Origin of the sequence: Micromonospora sp. AKA38, from assembly GCF_027925725.1 — a bacterium.
Lineage (GTDB): Bacteria > Actinomycetota > Actinomycetes > Mycobacteriales > Micromonosporaceae > Micromonospora.
The window spans coordinates 482,690-498,060 of record NZ_BNEI01000007.1 but is presented as its reverse complement, the minus strand read 5'-3'; the positions used below and the strand labels follow the sequence as shown (position 1 = coordinate 498,060).

Here is a 15,371-nt window from a genome sequence, read left to right as displayed (position 1 = left end):
TCGTTGTTCGCGCCGGTCAGCCGCCCGGCGGCGGACGAGCCGACCACCTCATTGTTCTCGTCGGTGGCGGACGAGGCGACCACGTCACTCTTCGCGCCGGCGACGGACGAGGCCACCACGTCACTCTTCGCGCCGGCCAGCCGGCCGGCGGCGGATGAGCCGACCACGTCGCTCTTCGCGGTGTCGCCGTCCGAGGAGCCGTCCCCGTCGTCGGAGACGGGGCTGGAGACGGAGACGATCCCGTACGTCACCGCCGAGGAGCCGCGCGTCGAGCCGGTGACCGACGGCACCGGTCGCCCGGCCGTGGAGCCGGACTTCGTGCCGGCGAACGAGGTGGAGGAGGAGCTGCTGGCGGCCGCCGCCAGCGGTAACACCGACGGCTTTCTCACCACGCTGCTGCTGGCCCGGGTGATGTTGCCGGTCGCGTTCGACTCGGCGGCGGGCAGCCGGCCCGGCGATCCGGGTTTCTCCTGGCGTACCGAGACGGTCGACGGGGTGCGGTACGTGGTGGTCTACACCTCGCCGGAGCGGCTCGCCGATCACGCCGGAGGGCCGGTCGACACGGTACGGGTCAAGTTCGTCCAGCTCATCCGTCAGTGGCCGGACGTGGCCTGGTCGTTCCGGGTCAACCCGGACACGCCGGTCGGCGCGGCGTACCCGGGGGAGCAGGTCCTGGCGCTGGCCAACTGGGCCGCCGAGGTGGGGCTCGGCGACGACCCGGAGACCGAGCCCGAGCCGCCCGCCACCGGACCGGCGCCCACGGCCGAGCCGCGGCCGGACGCACCGGCGGCGAAGCCGACCCGGCCGGTGGTCATGCAGAAGGCCATCGCGGCGAGCCAGCTCGCCTACTACCTGGAGCGTGGCTACGACCGGGTGTCCGGCTTCGTGCACCGGGCCGGCGAGCTGGCCCACCTGCGTACGCCGGCGGAGCTGTTCGACGCGCTCGGTCTCGGCCATCCCGGGTCCCCGTTCTCCCGGGACGCCGAGGAGCTGTACCTGCTGCGCTGGCCGGCCTACCGGCCGAGCCTCTACCGGATCCCGTACGGCGGGCAGAACGAGGCCGCGATGCGGGCGATGGAGGGCTGGGTCATCGAGCGGTACCCGTTCCGGGGCAACGGCTTCGCGCCGGGCGAGAGCAGCGACGTGATCGCCGAGTTCAAGGTGGACAGTGCCCGGCTGCCGCACGGTGCCGAGCTGTGGCGGGTCGCCGCCGACGGCGATGCCCGGCTGGTCGCGGTGCTGGACACCGACGCGTTGCTGTGGCGGAAGGCGGACGGGGCGTGAGCCGCGACGGTTACGTGGCCCGGTGGCGCGGCCGGGAGTACCAGGCCAGCCCGGACGGTGACGACGTGCGGCTCTACCAGCCCGAACCCGACGAGGGCTTCACGGAGGCGCGCCCCGGCCGGTACGTCCGGGTGGTGCCGGCGGCCGAGGTCGACGACCTGGCGTACGTGCGGACCACCTGCACCTGGCAGGGGCAGCCGTTCATCGTGCTGGCCGAGCACGAGGGCTGGCTGCGGGTGGAGTACACCGGTGGGCGCTGGCCGGTGGCGGAGGCGATGGGGCTGGAGGCGTTCGACTTCGGCGTCTACCAGGGCTGGGCGCCCGCGACCGAGGTGGCCGGGCTGGGCGAGCAGCGGGTCTGAGTCAGGACTTCGCCCACCGCAGGATCTCGCCGAGCACCACGTCCCGCGCCTCCACGTGCGGGAAGTGGCCCACCCCGTCGAGCAGCCGCCACTCGTACGGGGCGCTGACGTACCGGCCGGAGCCCTGCGCCGTGCGGGGGAGCGAGGCCCGGTCCAGCGCGCCGTGCAGTTGCAGGGTCGGGGTGACCAGCGGCTTCTGCATCAGCTTGACGAACCGGTAGCCGTGCAGCCGCAGCACCGACCGGAACGCCCAGCGGTAGCCCTCCAGGGCGCAGAACGCGGCCTGCGGGATCTGCATCGCCACCCGGCAGCACCGGGCGTAGTCGTCGAAGTCCGGGCCGTCGACCCACGCCGGCCCGCCCCAGCGGCGCAGCATCTCCGCCACCTCGGCGGCGCCGTCCCGGGTCAGTACGTGCTCGTAGCGGGGGAGCTGGAACTTCAGCGTGGCCGTGGCGGATGCGAACTGGCCGCGCGGGTCGGCGACGATGGCGGCCCGCAGCCGCAGCGGGTGCGGTGCGCCGAGCACCACGAGCCGGCGGACCAGCGTGGGGTGGAACGAGGCGGCGGTCCAGCCGATGAGGCCGCCCGCGCCGGTGCCGACCACGGTGGCGGACCGCTCACCGAGCGCGCGGATCAGGCCGGCCACGTCGGCGGCGAGCGTGTAGCCGTCGTACCCCCGGGGTGGCTTGTCGCTCGCGCCGTAACCGCGCAGGTCGACGGCGACCGCGCGGAAGCCGGCGTCGGCGATTGCCGGCAGCATCTCGTGCCAGGCGTACCAGTATTCCGGGAAGCCGTGCAGGAAGAGCACCATCGGGCCGGTGCCCGCCTCGACGACGTGGAACCGGCTGCCGTTGGCGCCGACGAACCGGTGCGTCCACGGCCCTTCGGGCAGGACGCAGGATTCGTCGGCGAACCCGCCGCGCTGGTCGGTCATGGGGCACAGCCTAGGGCCGCCGGTCGCCCGCCGGCCCCGTAGGTGCCCAGGATCAGGGGATTCTCCGGGACAGGGCGTCGAGCGGGTCAGCCCACGCGTTCGATGCGCAGCAGGCCGACCAGCCGTCCCGGTCCGCACTCCACACCCGCCGGCGGCGGGCCCACGGTGACCCGGACCCAGGTGCCGGTGGGCCAGGTGCCCTGGTCCGGGCCGTACAGGGCGTGTTCCTGGCCGTCGTCGGTGACCAGCGTGTAGCAGGGGCCGCTCCCGCCGTGGCTGAGCCGGCCGGCGAGGACGTTCGGCTTGCGTTGGTCGGTGGGCTGCCGTGGTGGACCGGTCGGCGGCCGGAGCGTCGGCAGATCGGTCGCGGATAGCGGGGGCCGGCCGGCGGAGGCGGCCGGGGCCGGTGCGGTCGGCGTCAGCGCGGTCGTGCGCGGTGCGGTCGGGGACGAGGGCTGCGGCGTGGCGCCGACGGGTCCGGTGGGTACGCCGGGACCGGCGGGGGGTTCGGACGCGGACACGTCTCCTCCGTTTTCCGGGTTCGCGCAGCCGGCCAGCGCCAGGGCCAGCGGCAGTGCGAGGACCGCGGCGAGGCGGCGGTCGAGGGTTGTGGTCACCCGCTTGGGACGCGCCGCGGGTCGCGACGGTTCCCGCCCGGCACAGGGCGAGGCCCGGGCAGGTGACCTGCCCGGGCCTCGTCGTGGTGTCGCGTGGATCAGTGGCTCAGGAGAAGCGGACCTTCAGCGAGGTGCCGTCCTGCTCCAGGACCTTGATCTTGGTGCCGGTGGCCGGGAGCTTGACGCCGTGGTTCGGCAGCTCCGGGTACCAGTACTGCTTGGTGTCGTCGAACAGCGGCTGCGCGGCCTGGCCACGGATGTACTGCGGCTGGCTGTTGAGGTGCAGCGTGAACGAGTCCGCCTTCTTCAGGCCGAACGGCGCGTCGTAGACCTGGACGCGGGCCCGCCAGGGCGCCCCGGTCAGGTTGTAGATCGGCCGCGGGTGGGCGTCGATGATCATGTTCCGACCCTCACCCGGGTGCACGAACGTGTCGTTGTCCGCCCACCGGAGGTTCCAGTAGGAGATCAGCAGACCCTCCTGGTACGCGTAGTGGTCCACGTAGTCCGGGCGGGTGTTCGCGTAACCGAAGAAGTACGGGCCGGTCTTGAGGTACTTGTCGTACGAGACGTACGACCGGTTACCGGCGATGTAGTAGTTGTCGAACAGACGGGTGTAGGTCTCCTCGACGATGCTCCAGCCGTTGAGCGTCCAGCCGGGGGCACCGGCCTCGGCGCCATCGGTGAGCAGCGTCTGACCGTCGGCGGTCACGGTGAGGGCGTCACCGTAGAAGCCGCCCTCGGACACGCCACCGTCGGTCTGGTAGCGGAGCCGGAACTGCACGGCCTTGCCGACGACCGAGTCCAGGTTGACGTTGACGTCGACCCAGTTGCCGTCGCTGGAGCCGTCCAGGGCGTAACGCCCGGGGGAGATCTCCTTCAGGGCCTGGCCGTTGGCCGTGCCCGGGAGCGAGACCCAGTTCTGGCCACCGTCGGTGGAGGCCTCGAAGAAGAGGTAGTCGAAGTCCGCCTCGATGCTGTAACGACCCTTCATCGACACCGCGGCGCTGCTCTTCCCCGTGAGGTCGATGCTCCGCGTCATCGTGGTGTTCAGGTCGTCCTCGTTGCCCGAGAAGAACTGCTTCGTACCCTCGAACGGCTTGCCGTTCTGGAACTCGTACGCCCGCTGCGGCAGCACCACCACGGCGCCCTGCGCCTTGGCGGAGTTGTACTCCTGCGGGCCCAGCTCCAGGGTGCGCTTCTGACCGGCGACGACCACCTCGTAGTCGAGCCAGCCGAGCTGGAGCTTGTTCCAGGCGCCGAGGTCGCCGCCGCGGTCGCCGATGCCGGCGTCGTTCTTGGCGCCGAGCCGGCTCTGGGCCATCAGGGTCCAGTGCTCGTTGTTGTTGTCCCCACCACTGGTGACGTTGTAGTCGTCCGGCAGACCGAGGTCGTGGCCGTACTCGTGGTAGAAGACGCTCCGGCCACCGTTCTCCGGCTGGATCGTGTAGTCACCGATCCAGACGCCGGTGTTGCCGATCTGGGTGCCGCCGGCCGGGAAGTTCTCCGGACCGGTGTTGCCCTGGTCGCTGGCGAACGCGTACCAGCGGTGGCTCCAGATCGCGTCCTCACCCTGGATCGGGTCACCGTCGGCCTGGTCGCCGCCGGCGTGGACGATCTGGAAGTGGTCGATGTACCCGTCCGGCTCGTTGAAGTTGCCGTCGCCGTCGAAGTCGTAACGGTCCCACTCGTCCATCGACTTGACGTCGGCCGCGATCTCCTCGTCGGAGCGGCCCTGGGCCTTCTGGTCGGCGACCCACTGGTTCGCGGCGTCGCGGACCAGCGCCCAGGTGTTGTTGCAGACGTTCGAGGCGCACGGGTAGCCGTTGGAACGGCCGTAGCGGGCCTCGTTGTACTTGACCTTCACCCAGTTGGTGACCTCGCCGTCGACGCTGTACCGACCCGACGACTGGGCCTCGTAGTACTGCTTCAGCGACTCGTCACCCGGCTTGGTGCCGAAGTAGACCTGCCGGAAGTGGTCGGCGCTGAAGTCCGGCTGCCAGATCGTGGAGTTGTCCACAGCCCGGTTGGGCTCGGGGATCTGGTTGACGCGCGGCCCGTCGAACCGGGTCGGACCCGGCACGGCCGGGGCGGTGTCCTGGTCCGGGTAGTTCGGGTGCCGCTCGTCGCCGAACTCCGCGAGGATGACGAAGATCTTGTCGGTCTTCTCGCGGGAGAGCTCGACGTACTGGTCCTCGGTGGGACCCTTGCCGGCCTTGGTGCTCCGGGCGGCCTTGCCCGCCGCGGCACCCTCGGCAGCCTTCTCGCCAACCTTGACGACGGTGCTGCCGTTGATCTTCTGGGCCTTCGCCCGGCCCGACAGGACCTCGCTCAGGCCCTCCTGGCGCAGTGCGCGCCGCTTGTCCTCGAGCGGGTTGGGCAGGTCGTGCTCAGCCTGCGCAGGCTCGGCCACCGACGGGGCGGCGGCTGGCAGCTTCGGCGTCGGCGCGGCGCTGGCGGACGTGCCCGCCATCAGCCCCGTTGCGGTCAGCGAAAGCCCGAGCAGACCCACTGCGACTTTGCGCACGTGGTACCTCCGGTGTGAGGGAACCGGCCCCATGGGGGTACGGGCCGGCGGTGGAACGTCCCACAAGTGGGACCCACGGTGAACATAGACACTGCTGGGACTGCTGTGAAGATGCGTGCGTCGATTTGTAGCAACTTTTTGTTGGGGTTGACTTTCGCCGTCACACTCTGCTTTGTTACCAAGGCGTTGACCAGCGGCGATGGCCGTTCGGCCGAAGGCAGCGAAACGGATGGATATACGGAACGGGCCGGGAGCGCTACCGCTCCCGGCCCGTCCGTCAGCCGGCTCGTTCGGCCCGTATTCCGGGCATTCCGGTTCCGGTTTGAAGGTGTCGATCAGCTCCGCGGCGGAACCACGTACACCTGGGCGTACGAGTTGTCCTTGGCGGCGCGCTTGATGATGATCGACGTGCCGTACCCGACGCCCGCGTCACCCGGGTTGCCGGTGCCGAGCACGATCGCCCCGCCACCCAGCGTCGAACCGTAGTAGTCGGTCGCCGGGGTGCCGTCCGGGTTCACCACCCGGGTCGTGTACTGCTGGTTGCCCTTCGACGGGACCACCACCGAGGCGTCGTTGTCCCGCGCGTACGGCGAACCGTCGCGGATCTCGATGCCCGGGTACCAGCCCTTGTTGTCGGTGAAGCCCCGCACCGGCGCCTGCGCGCCGAACTTCGTGCAGTACTCGCTGTACGGCTCGTCGGCCGCCTCCAGGCACTCCTTGAACGGGTAGGTCTTCGTCAACCCGAACGCGGCGTTCGAGGACTGCGGCCGGCTGGGCAGGTTGTCCAGCACCGACGGGTCCTTCTCGGCCGCCACGCCCTTGCGGCGCAGCGGGTCGTTGTGCGAGTCGACGATCAGCAGCCCGCCCTTGGCGCCGTAGCTGGGCAGCGCGGTCATCTGCGCGGTGACGTGGTTGACGTCGCCGAGCTCGGTGTCCCGGTACCAGACCAGCATGCCGGGCGCGTTGTACGCGATCCGGTCGACCTTCCACGCCTCGTGCGAGTAGACGGTGTCGTAGGCGTACTTGAGGCCCTTGTCGAAGCCGTCGAAGTTGCGCCACTCGGCCAGGTAGTAGTGCGAGCGGACCTGGGTGCCCGAGTCGACGTGCCAGCCCGCGCCGGTGGTGTCGGTGAACGTGCCGCCGGTCTGGGTCCAGCCGGCCGCGCCGCCCTCGACGTCGTCGCTCCAGGTGGTCGCGCCGCCGCCGGTCACCGAGAAGTCGTCGGCGAACCAGCCGCGCTCCTGGAACGCCTCGTCGGTGGCGTACCGCAGCCGCACCTGCACGGTCTGCCCGGCGTACGGCGAGAGGTCCACGTAGTCGTGGCGCCAGCCGCCGGTGCTGCCGGTCAGGCCGTACTTCTTGTTGCCGAAGTCGACCATCCGGCCGTTCGGGTCGGCGTAGCCGTCATCGGTGGAGACCAGCGCGCCGGAGGAGTCGTACACCTTGCGCTCGGTCCAGGTGGCGCCGCCGTCCGTGGAGACCTCGACGAAGCCGTAGTCCCAGTCCTCCTCGATGACGTAGTCGTTCCACATCCAGAACTTCGCGTCGGCGGCGTTCGGGACGCTCACCGTGCGGCTCAGCTTGACGTCCGCCCACGCCTGGTCGGCACCGGAGTACCACATGTTCGCGCCGCTGTGCGGCTCGGCCAGCGTGATCACCTTGTCCGGCAGGTCGATCTTGATGCCGTCCTCGGTGCCCACCGGCGTACGCGAGGTCTGCCCGAGCTTGACCAGCTTGGCCCGGTCGCCCGGCCCGAACGTCTTCGGCTCGGCCCAGCCGAGCACCCACTTGTCCCAGAGGCCCATGTGGGTGGGGAGCGCCTGGAAGATCTCACCGGAGTGCGAGCCGGACGCCATCAGGTCCCAGAAGTCCACGTCGGAGTCGGCGTTGCCGGACGTGTCGTAGAGGTCCGGCAGGCCCAGGTCGTGCCCGAACTCGTGGGCGAAGACACCGACCCCGGCGTCCTCCGGCTGCACGATGTAGTTCGACACCTTCAGGTTCGTGCCCGGGATGGTGTAGCCCCCGGCCACGGTGGAGGAGTGCGCCCAGACCGAGTAGACGCCGACGTCGCCGCCACCACGGGACTTGCCCTGGTTGGCGTGCACCAGCACCAGGTGGTCGATCACGCCGTCCGGCTCGTGGAAGTTGCCGTCGCCGTCGCGGTCGCTCTGGTCCTCGATGTCGTAGTCGGCCCAGGGGAAGCTCGGGTCGGCGGCGGCCAACGCGTCGATCGCGTCGGTGGCGAGCCGGCCCGCGCCCTGCGGGTTGTCCGGGTGACCGTTCATCGACTGCTCACGGCCGGCGACCCAGTTGCCGTTCTCGTCCTGGAAGCAGCGGGAGGCGGCGTACCAGCCCTCCGAGTGCGGCACCGTGATCCACGGGCTGGCCTGCCCGTCCACGGTGTACGCGTTCTTGGACATCTCCAGGTACATGTTGTGCATGGTCCGGCCGGCGAGGCTGATGCCCGGCTTGCCGTCCGGTCCCTTGAGGTCCTTGCGGACCCGCTCGGTGATGCCCTGCTTGGTGTAGAGCATCTTGTTGTAGTGGGCCGGCGAGAAGTCCGGCACCCACATCGAGTTGTTGTCCTTGTGCGGCAGCGTGGCCGGGTTCGGGATGGTGTTGTGCCGCGGCCCGTTCTGCACCGTGCCGGGCACGCAGGTGCGGTCCTCGAAAACCGTCTTCGGCACCATCACGCCTGTGAAGTCGTCGTTGGCCTTGTCGTTGAACTCCACCAGCAGCGTCAGCAGCTTGGCGGTCTGGGTGTTCTTGGCCTTCTTGATCTTGCGGGGGCTCTGGCCGGTCCGGATGGACTTGGCCTCCAGCTTGGCCAGCTCGCGGGCCGCGATCGGGTTGCCGCCGGCGTACTTGCGGTCGTAGGCGCGGGCCTCGTCCGCCGGTGCGGAGAAGACCCCGTCCTTGCCCTTGGCCTCCTTGCCGCCGGTGTCCGGCTGCACCTCCGGCTCGGCGTAGTTGATGTAGAACTCGTCCGCCGCGATGGTGGCCGGCGCGGACCGGGACGGCTGAGCCGACGCACTACCCGTCACGGTCAGCGACGTGGCCGCGAGGGCGATGGCGGGCAGCGCGACGAGTAGTCGCCAGCGGGCCCGGGACTGCGAACTGGGGAGCATGCCACTCCGTTCGTAGGGAATGGTGAGGGACCGGCCGTCTCAGTGACGCGTGTCGAAATTTGCCGGTGCGGCTGAACGTAGCCGACGGGAAGCGCCATCGGCAGGGGTGAACAGACCAGTGCGCCTCCGCCGATCGACCGGCACGGCTCCCGGGTACGCCAAGGGGCGGGCCGCCGCGCGACCCGCCCCTCGTCGTACCGGTGTCGTCAGTCCTCGTCGGACTTGCCGCCGCTCATCCCCGACGAGATCAACTCCATCACCGAGGAGTCCTGCAACGTGGTCACGTCGCCCAGCGACCGGTTCTCCGCCACGTCCCGCAGCAACCGGCGCATGATCTTGCCGGAGCGGGTCTTCGGCAGCTCCGGCACCAGCATGATCTGCCGCGGCTTGGCGATCGGGCCGAGCGTCCTCGCCACGTGGTTGCGCAGCTCGGCGATGAGCTGCTCGCCCGCGTCGCCGGTGATCTCCGCGCTGCCGCGCGGAATGGCGAACGCGACGATCGCCTGCCCGGTGGTCGGGTCGGTCGCGCCGACCACCGCCGCCTCCGCCACCGACGGGTGGCTGACCAGCGCCGACTCCACCTCCGTGGTGGAGATGTTGTGCCCGGACACCAGCATCACGTCGTCGACCCGGCCGAGCAGCCAGACGTGCCCGTCGTCGTCCTTCTTGGCGCCGTCACCGGCGAAGTAGACCCACTTGTCGCCGGCGTTGGCGCCCGCCCCGAACCGCGACCAGTACGTCTCCAGGAACCGGTTGTCGTCACCCCAGATGGTGCGCAGCATCGACGGCCACGGCTCGGTGAGCACCAGGTAGCCACCCCCGCCGTTCGGCACCGACTCGCCCTGGTCGTCGACCACGTCCGCGACCACGCCGGGCAGCGGGGTCATCGCCGAACCCGGCTTCGCCTCGGTCACCCCCGGCAGCGGCGAGATCATCATCGCTCCGGTCTCGGTCTGCCACCAGGTGTCGACCACCGGCAGCTCACCGCGCCCGACGTACTGCCGGTACCAGATCCACGCCTCCGGGTTGATCGGCTCACCGACGCTGCCGAGCAGGCGCAGCGACGACAGGTCGTAGCCCGCCGGGATGTCCTCGCCCCACTTCATCATGGTGCGGATCAGCGTCGGCGCGGTGTAGAGGATGCTGACCTGGTACTTGTCGACGATCTCCCAGAACCGGCCCTTGTGCGGGGTGTCCGGCGTGCCCTCGTACATGACCTGGGTGGCGCCGTTCGAGAGCGGGCCGTAGACGATGTAGGAGTGCCCGGTCACCCAGCCGATGTCGGCCGTGCACCAGTAGACGTCGGTCTCCGGCTTCAGGTCGAACACCGCGTGGGCCGTGTACGACGTCTGGGTCAGGTAGCCGCCGGTGGTGTGCAGGATGCCCTTCGGCCGGGCGGTGGTGCCGCTGGTGTAGAGGATGAACAGCGGGTGCTCTGCGTCGAACGCCTGCGCCTCGTGCTCCGGCGTGGCGGTCTCCACCGTCTCGTGCCACCAGTGGTCCTTCGCCGACCAGCCGACCTCCTCGCCGGTGCGGCGGACCACCAGCACGTGCTCCACCGACGGGCAGTTCGCCACCGCCTCGTCCACGGTCGGCTTGAGCGCCGACGGCTTGCCCCGGCGGAAGCCGCCGTCCGCGGTGATCACCACCTTGGCGCTGGCGTCCTGGATCCGGTTGGTCAACGCGTCGGCGGAGAAGCCGCCGAACACCACGCTGTGCGTGGCGCCGATCCGGGCGCAGGCGAGCATCGCCACCGCCGCCTCCGGGATCATCGGCAGGTAGATCGCCACCCGGTCACCGGCCGTCACGCCCAGCTCGGTCAGCGCGTTCGCCGCCTGGCACGTGAGCCGGTGCAGGTCCGCGTAGGTGACCGTGCGGGTGTCGCCCGGCTCGCCCTCCCAGTGGATCGCCACCTTGTCGCCGTGGCCCGCCTCCACGTGCCGGTCCAGGCAGTTGTACGCCACGTTGAGCCGGCCGCCGGTGAACCACTTCGCGAACGGGGCGTTCGACCAGTCGAGCACCTGCTCCCACGGCTCGGCCCAGCTCAGCCGGCCGGCCTGACGCGCCCAGAAGGCGAGCCGGTCGGCGGTCGCCTCCTCGTACGCCTCCGCGGTCACGTTGGCGTTCGCGGCGAGTTCGGCCGGCGGCGGGAACTGGCGCGTCTCGCTCAGCAGATTGGCCAATGCCTCGCTCATACGGTGACTCCTTCGTCGCGTGACCTGCGTCTCCCTACTCCGGGGAAGGTTAGCCCCGGCACCGCCGACCCGCGACCGCCCGCCCCGCTCCGCGCGCTCAGCGGCTCCCCCTCCGCGCCGAGGTGCAAGGCCGGGCCCCCGGTTAACGCCTCCGGTAGAGAAAGGGTCCCCTCTCAACGCCCCGGACCGTGTCGCTAGCGTGACGGGGTGACCACCGATCCGCTCGCCCCGCTGCTCGCGCTCGCCGACGTCGCGCCCGCCGTCGAGCAGGCCCGGGACCGGGTCGACCAGGCCCACCGGCACCGCGCGCTGCGCCGCCAGGGCGGTCCGCTCGCCGCCGAGATCAGTCTCCGCTCGGCCGTCGCCAGCGCCGCGCTGGAGGGCCGGGACCACGACCGCGAGGAGGTACGCGCCGGTACGGTCACCGACCCGGTGCTCCAGGGCGCGCTGCGGGTCGCCGGCGCGCTGCCCGGCCTGAGCGACCTCTGGCCGAAGGCGCCCCGACAGGTGCTCGCCCGGCTGCACGTGCTCGCCGCCCGGGACGTGGTGACCGAGGAGGAACTGGGACGCCCGGTCGCCGACCCGGTGGTGGCGGCCCGCCTCGACGGCCTGTCCGGCCTGGTGGCCGGCGGCACGAAGGTACCGCCGCTGGTGCTGGCCGCCGTCGTGCACGGCGAGCTGCTGAACCTACGCCCGTTCCCGGGCCCCTCCGGCGTGGTCGCCCGCGCCGCCGCGCGACTCGTACTGATCTCCACCGGGTTCGACCCCCGCGGGCTGGTCGCGGTGGACGTCGGGCACCGTGAGCGGGAACCGGAGTACGTCGGCGCGGCCGGCGCCTTCGCCACCGGCACCCCCGACGGCCTACGCTCCTGGCTGCGGCACTACATGGCCGCGGTGGAGGTCGGGGCGGAGCAGATCACGCTCATCGGCGACGAGATCCTCGCCGCCTCCTGACGCGCGCTTCCGTCTTCTGGACGCTTCCGCCTCTTGGGCGCTTCCGCCTCTTGGGCGCTTCCGCCTCTGGGCGCTTCCGCCTCTTGGGCGCGCGCAGCCTTCTTCCGGTGCTGCCGCTGGCGGTCGCGGCCGGCCGGGTCAGGCGGTGGGCGCGACGGCCCGGGTGCGGCGGTGCCGGCCGTACCAGGCGATGCCGATGGCGACACCGACACCCACGCCCAGCGCCGCCGCCGCGACCGGTACCGCCGGCCGCTCCCGCAACCGGCGGCCCAGCGGGATCGGGTGCCGGAACTCCAGCACCGGCCAGGCGTTCTCCATCGCCAGCCTGCGCAGCGCCCGGTCCGGGTTGACGACGGACGGGTGGCCCACGCACTCCAGCAGCGGCCGGTCACTGTACGAGTCGGAGTACGCGTACGACTCGGCCAGGTCGTAGTCGCGCTCCTGGGCCAGCTCGCCCACGGCGTCGACCTTGCTCGGGCCGGCCGCGTAGAACTCGACCTCGCCGCTGTAGCGGCCCTCGACGACCGCCATCCGGGTGGCGATCACGTCGGTCACCCCGAGCAACTCGCCGATCGGTCGGACCATCTCCTCGCCCGAGGCGGAGACCAGCACGACATCCCGGCCGGCAGCCTGGTGCTCCTCGATGAGGGCGGCCGCTTCGGCGTACACATAGGGGTTGATCAGCTCGTGCAGCGTCTCCGCGACGATCTGGCGGACCTGTTCCACCGGCCAGCCCTTACAGAGCGTGGCCAGATAGTCTCGGGTGCGGGCCATGGTCTGCTCGTCGGTGCCGCCCAGCCGGAACATCAGCTGCGCGTACGCCGACTTGACCACGTCACGCCGAGTGATCAGCCCGTCCCGGTAGAACGGCCGACCGAACGCCAGAGCGCTCGACTTGGCGATGACGGTCTTGTCGAGATCGAAGAAAGCGGCACCACGGCCCACGGCGCGAAAGTCTAGCCGGACGGGACGCCCAGAGCCGCCCGGCCCGGACCCCTAACCTGAGGAGCACCCGGCTGAGTGACGCCGGTCACACGGACGCGCGAGAAATTAGCTTTGCGTGGAGTGAACACCACTCGACGTATAAGGGTCGGCTGCGGCATGCTTGTCCTCACGACGGGAGTTCACGTCCTGTCGCTGCTGGAGGCCCTCGGCGGTTGCACCCCCCGTGACCGCTGAGTCGGTTCGGCTCGACCCCCCCGGAGCCGAACCACCCGACGACCCCCGTCTCCCCCCGACGGGGGTCGTCCCTTTGTGTGGAGCGCTCCCGCACTGGTGGGAGCGTCTTTTCCCGGCTTACCCGACGCGGGGTGTCAGTCGGAAAGTCAGCAAATGTCAGCCGCCCGCCCCGTCACCCGCACCTGGAGGAGCGAACAGCCGCACGGGTACGAGGACTTGAGTGTGCTTACCCCGCTGACTGCGCGGCGCTGCCTTGATGCCCTCGACCCAGATCCACTGCTCGCGCTCGGGACGGTTGAGCACCAGGCGGACGCCGGTCACCCGGAGCATCACCGGGCCGTCCGACGGGCGGTAGCGGTCGGCAGCCTCCACCCGGAGCACCGCGCCGAGCCGAATCCGAAGGTCAAACACCACGCCTCCCTGCCGTCCGCCCCAGTTCCGGCGACGGCACGCTGGATGGAGGGCTGATCTGAAGGCCGGCGATCTGCGCCAAGACCTCCCGCCGCGCCAACGCCTGCCCGTCGACCGGGTTGATGACGTAGCCGGTCAGCCATACCCAGCCGTCATACGCCGGCCAGTCGCCGACTGCGGTGACCCGCAGCCACAGCACCCGATCGCCGCCGAACTGCACCGACGCGCGACCGTCAAGCAGGACCAGCGCACCCGGCTTGGGCGCGCCCGCCGGAACAGGCGGCCGGCTGCGGGGCGCCGAGGTGGGCGGGCTCTCTCGTGACCGGCGTTCGGGTCGCGGTCCCATGCCAGCACCCACCCCGGGCCAGCCTCAGCAGGTCGCCGCGCGACCGGCGCGCTTCGAGCTCCCGCGAGTGCAGGATTGACATGTGGTCGAGTCGTTCAGCCTCGTCATGAAGCCAGGTTGTGGCCGAAACCGCCCAGTGACCCGGAAAATCCTTCCGGGGTCGCAGCCGGCCGAGGGGAGAAGGTGAAACGGTGCGCCGGACAACCAACACCCTGGCCATCGGTGAGCGCATCGCCTGGTACCGCCGCCGGCGCGGCCTGTCGCAGGAAGTCCTTGCCGGGCTCATCGGCCGCACCGCTGATTGGCTCGGAAAGGTCGAGAACAACCGCATCGAGCTGGACCGGCTCTCCGTCATCAAGTCCCTTGCCGAGGTCCTGGACGTATCCCTTGGTGATCTTCTCGGTGAACCCGTGTTGCTTGACTGGACCGCCGACACCGGCACCGACACCGTCCCCGCTCTCCGGTCGGCGCTGATGAACTACCGCGCCATTGCCCCGTTCGGCGGCACTTTTCACGACGAGCCACCGACCGTTGCCATGCTGCGCAAGGACGTCGGCGCGCTCTGGGACGCCTACCAGGACTCCCGATTCGGGTATGTCACCGGCCGCCTACCCGACCTACTCCACCGCGCCCAGGCCGCCGCCGACCGCCACGAGGGCGACGACCAGGACCAAGCCCGCCGGCTCCTCGGCCTTGCCTATCAGCTGACCGCCACCCAGCTCACCAAGCTCGGAGAGGTCGACCTCGCCTGGATCGCTGCCGACCGCGGCTTGGCAGCCGTCCGGCCCACCGGCGACCCGCTCATCACCGGTTCTCTGTTCCGGTCCGTCGGTCACGCCCTGCACGCCACCGGCCGTTACACCGAAGCCGTACGTCTCACCGAAGACGCCGCCGGCTACCTGGAGCCCCACCTGGCACACGCCTCGCCGGCCCTGCTCTCCGTCTACGGCACCCTGTTCCTGTCCGGCTCCATGGCCGCCGCCCGCTCCAACGACGCCGGCACCACCCGCACCTTCCTCACCGCGGCAGAGCACGCCGCCGACCAGCTCGGAAACGATGCCAACCACCTCTGGACCGCGTTCGGCCCGACCAACGTCGCCATCCACCGCGTCGCCACCGCAGCCGAGCTGGGCGATGTACAGGTGGCCGTCAACCTCGGCCCGCGCGTCGACACCACCGGGCTCCCGATGGAACGTCGGGTACGGCACGCCCTCGAAGTCGCCCGCGCCTACAGCTCGTGGAACCGCGTCGATGACGCCCAAGCTGCGCTGCTCGAAGCAGAGCAGATGGCGCCCGAGCAAGTCAGGCATCACTTCCTCAGCAGACAACTGGCGCTGACCTGGGTCCGCCGGCAGCGCGGTAAGCCGCCGGCCGAGCTGGTCGGCCTGGCTCGCCGGCTGAAGGTGCTCGACTGAATCGAGGCATCTAGGCTGCCCT

At 70.7% G+C, this 15,371-nt stretch carries 11 protein-coding genes and 1 pseudogene; 4 read left to right on the top strand and 8 right to left on the bottom strand.

Annotated features, from left to right (window positions below):
• Positions 1–315 precede the first annotated feature (315 nt).
• Positions 316–1,284 (top strand): annotated as a pseudogene (locus TPA0908_RS31875) (SseB family protein); the annotation flags it as partial.
• Complete coding sequence (locus TPA0908_RS29600; RefSeq protein ID WP_281943568.1) at positions 1,281–1,646, top strand: hypothetical protein; 366 nt, start codon at positions 1,281–1,283, stop codon at positions 1,644–1,646. The pseudogene TPA0908_RS31875 and the gene TPA0908_RS29600, both read left to right, overlap by 4 nt.
• Before the next feature lies 1 nt (position 1,647).
• Here the strand turns inward: TPA0908_RS29600 and TPA0908_RS29595 are convergent, their stop codons facing one another.
• From TPA0908_RS29595 to acs, 5 genes are all read right to left on the bottom strand, one after another.
• Entirely contained in the window at positions 1,648–2,580 is a 933-nt protein-coding gene (locus TPA0908_RS29595; protein WP_281943566.1) for an alpha/beta fold hydrolase, read from the bottom strand.
• Between the two features lie 86 nt (positions 2,581–2,666).
• The gene (locus tag TPA0908_RS31840) at positions 2,667–3,197 is read right to left on the bottom strand and encodes a hypothetical protein (protein WP_281943564.1); all 531 of its coding nucleotides are present in this window, start codon (positions 3,195–3,197) and stop codon (positions 2,667–2,669) included.
• 106 nt (positions 3,198–3,303) lie between these two features.
• On the bottom strand, positions 3,304–5,706 hold the full coding sequence (locus TPA0908_RS29585; protein WP_281943820.1) for an immune inhibitor A domain-containing protein: 2,403 nt from the start codon (positions 5,704–5,706) through the stop codon (positions 3,304–3,306).
• Positions 5,707–6,056: 350 nt separating this feature from the next.
• Positions 6,057–8,849, bottom strand: coding sequence for an immune inhibitor A domain-containing protein (locus TPA0908_RS29580; RefSeq protein WP_281943563.1), 2,793 nt, complete (start codon positions 8,847–8,849; stop codon positions 6,057–6,059).
• Positions 8,850–9,055: 206 nt separating this feature from the next.
• A complete protein-coding gene (gene acs, locus TPA0908_RS29575) occupies positions 9,056–11,044 on the bottom strand; it encodes an acetate--CoA ligase (RefSeq protein ID WP_281943561.1) in 1,989 nt (662 codons plus the stop codon).
• A 207-nt stretch (positions 11,045–11,251) separates the two neighbouring features.
• Between acs and TPA0908_RS29570 the strand changes: the two genes are divergently transcribed.
• The gene (locus TPA0908_RS29570) at positions 11,252–11,998 is read left to right on the top strand and encodes a Fic family protein (RefSeq protein WP_281943559.1); all 747 of its coding nucleotides are present in this window, start codon (positions 11,252–11,254) and stop codon (positions 11,996–11,998) included.
• Between the two features lie 138 nt (positions 11,999–12,136).
• On the opposite strand, the gene TPA0908_RS29565 is transcribed toward TPA0908_RS29570, so the two are convergent.
• From TPA0908_RS29565 to TPA0908_RS29555, 3 genes are all read right to left on the bottom strand, one after another.
• A complete protein-coding gene (locus TPA0908_RS29565) occupies positions 12,137–12,943 on the bottom strand; it encodes an HAD family hydrolase (protein WP_281943557.1) in 807 nt (268 codons plus the stop codon).
• Positions 12,944–13,333: 390 nt separating this feature from the next.
• A complete protein-coding gene (locus TPA0908_RS29560) occupies positions 13,334–13,588 on the bottom strand; it encodes a hypothetical protein (protein WP_281943555.1) in 255 nt (84 codons plus the stop codon).
• Positions 13,581–13,808, bottom strand: a complete 228-nt coding sequence (locus TPA0908_RS29555; protein ID WP_281943554.1) for a hypothetical protein — start codon at positions 13,806–13,808, stop codon at positions 13,581–13,583. The genes TPA0908_RS29560 and TPA0908_RS29555 overlap by 8 nt, the downstream gene beginning before the upstream one ends.
• A 317-nt stretch (positions 13,809–14,125) precedes the next feature.
• On the opposite strand from TPA0908_RS29555, the gene TPA0908_RS29550 reads away from it, so the two are divergent.
• Complete coding sequence (locus TPA0908_RS29550) at positions 14,126–15,349, top strand: helix-turn-helix domain-containing protein (protein WP_281943552.1); 1,224 nt, start codon at positions 14,126–14,128, stop codon at positions 15,347–15,349.
• Positions 15,350–15,371: the final 22 nt, after the last annotated feature.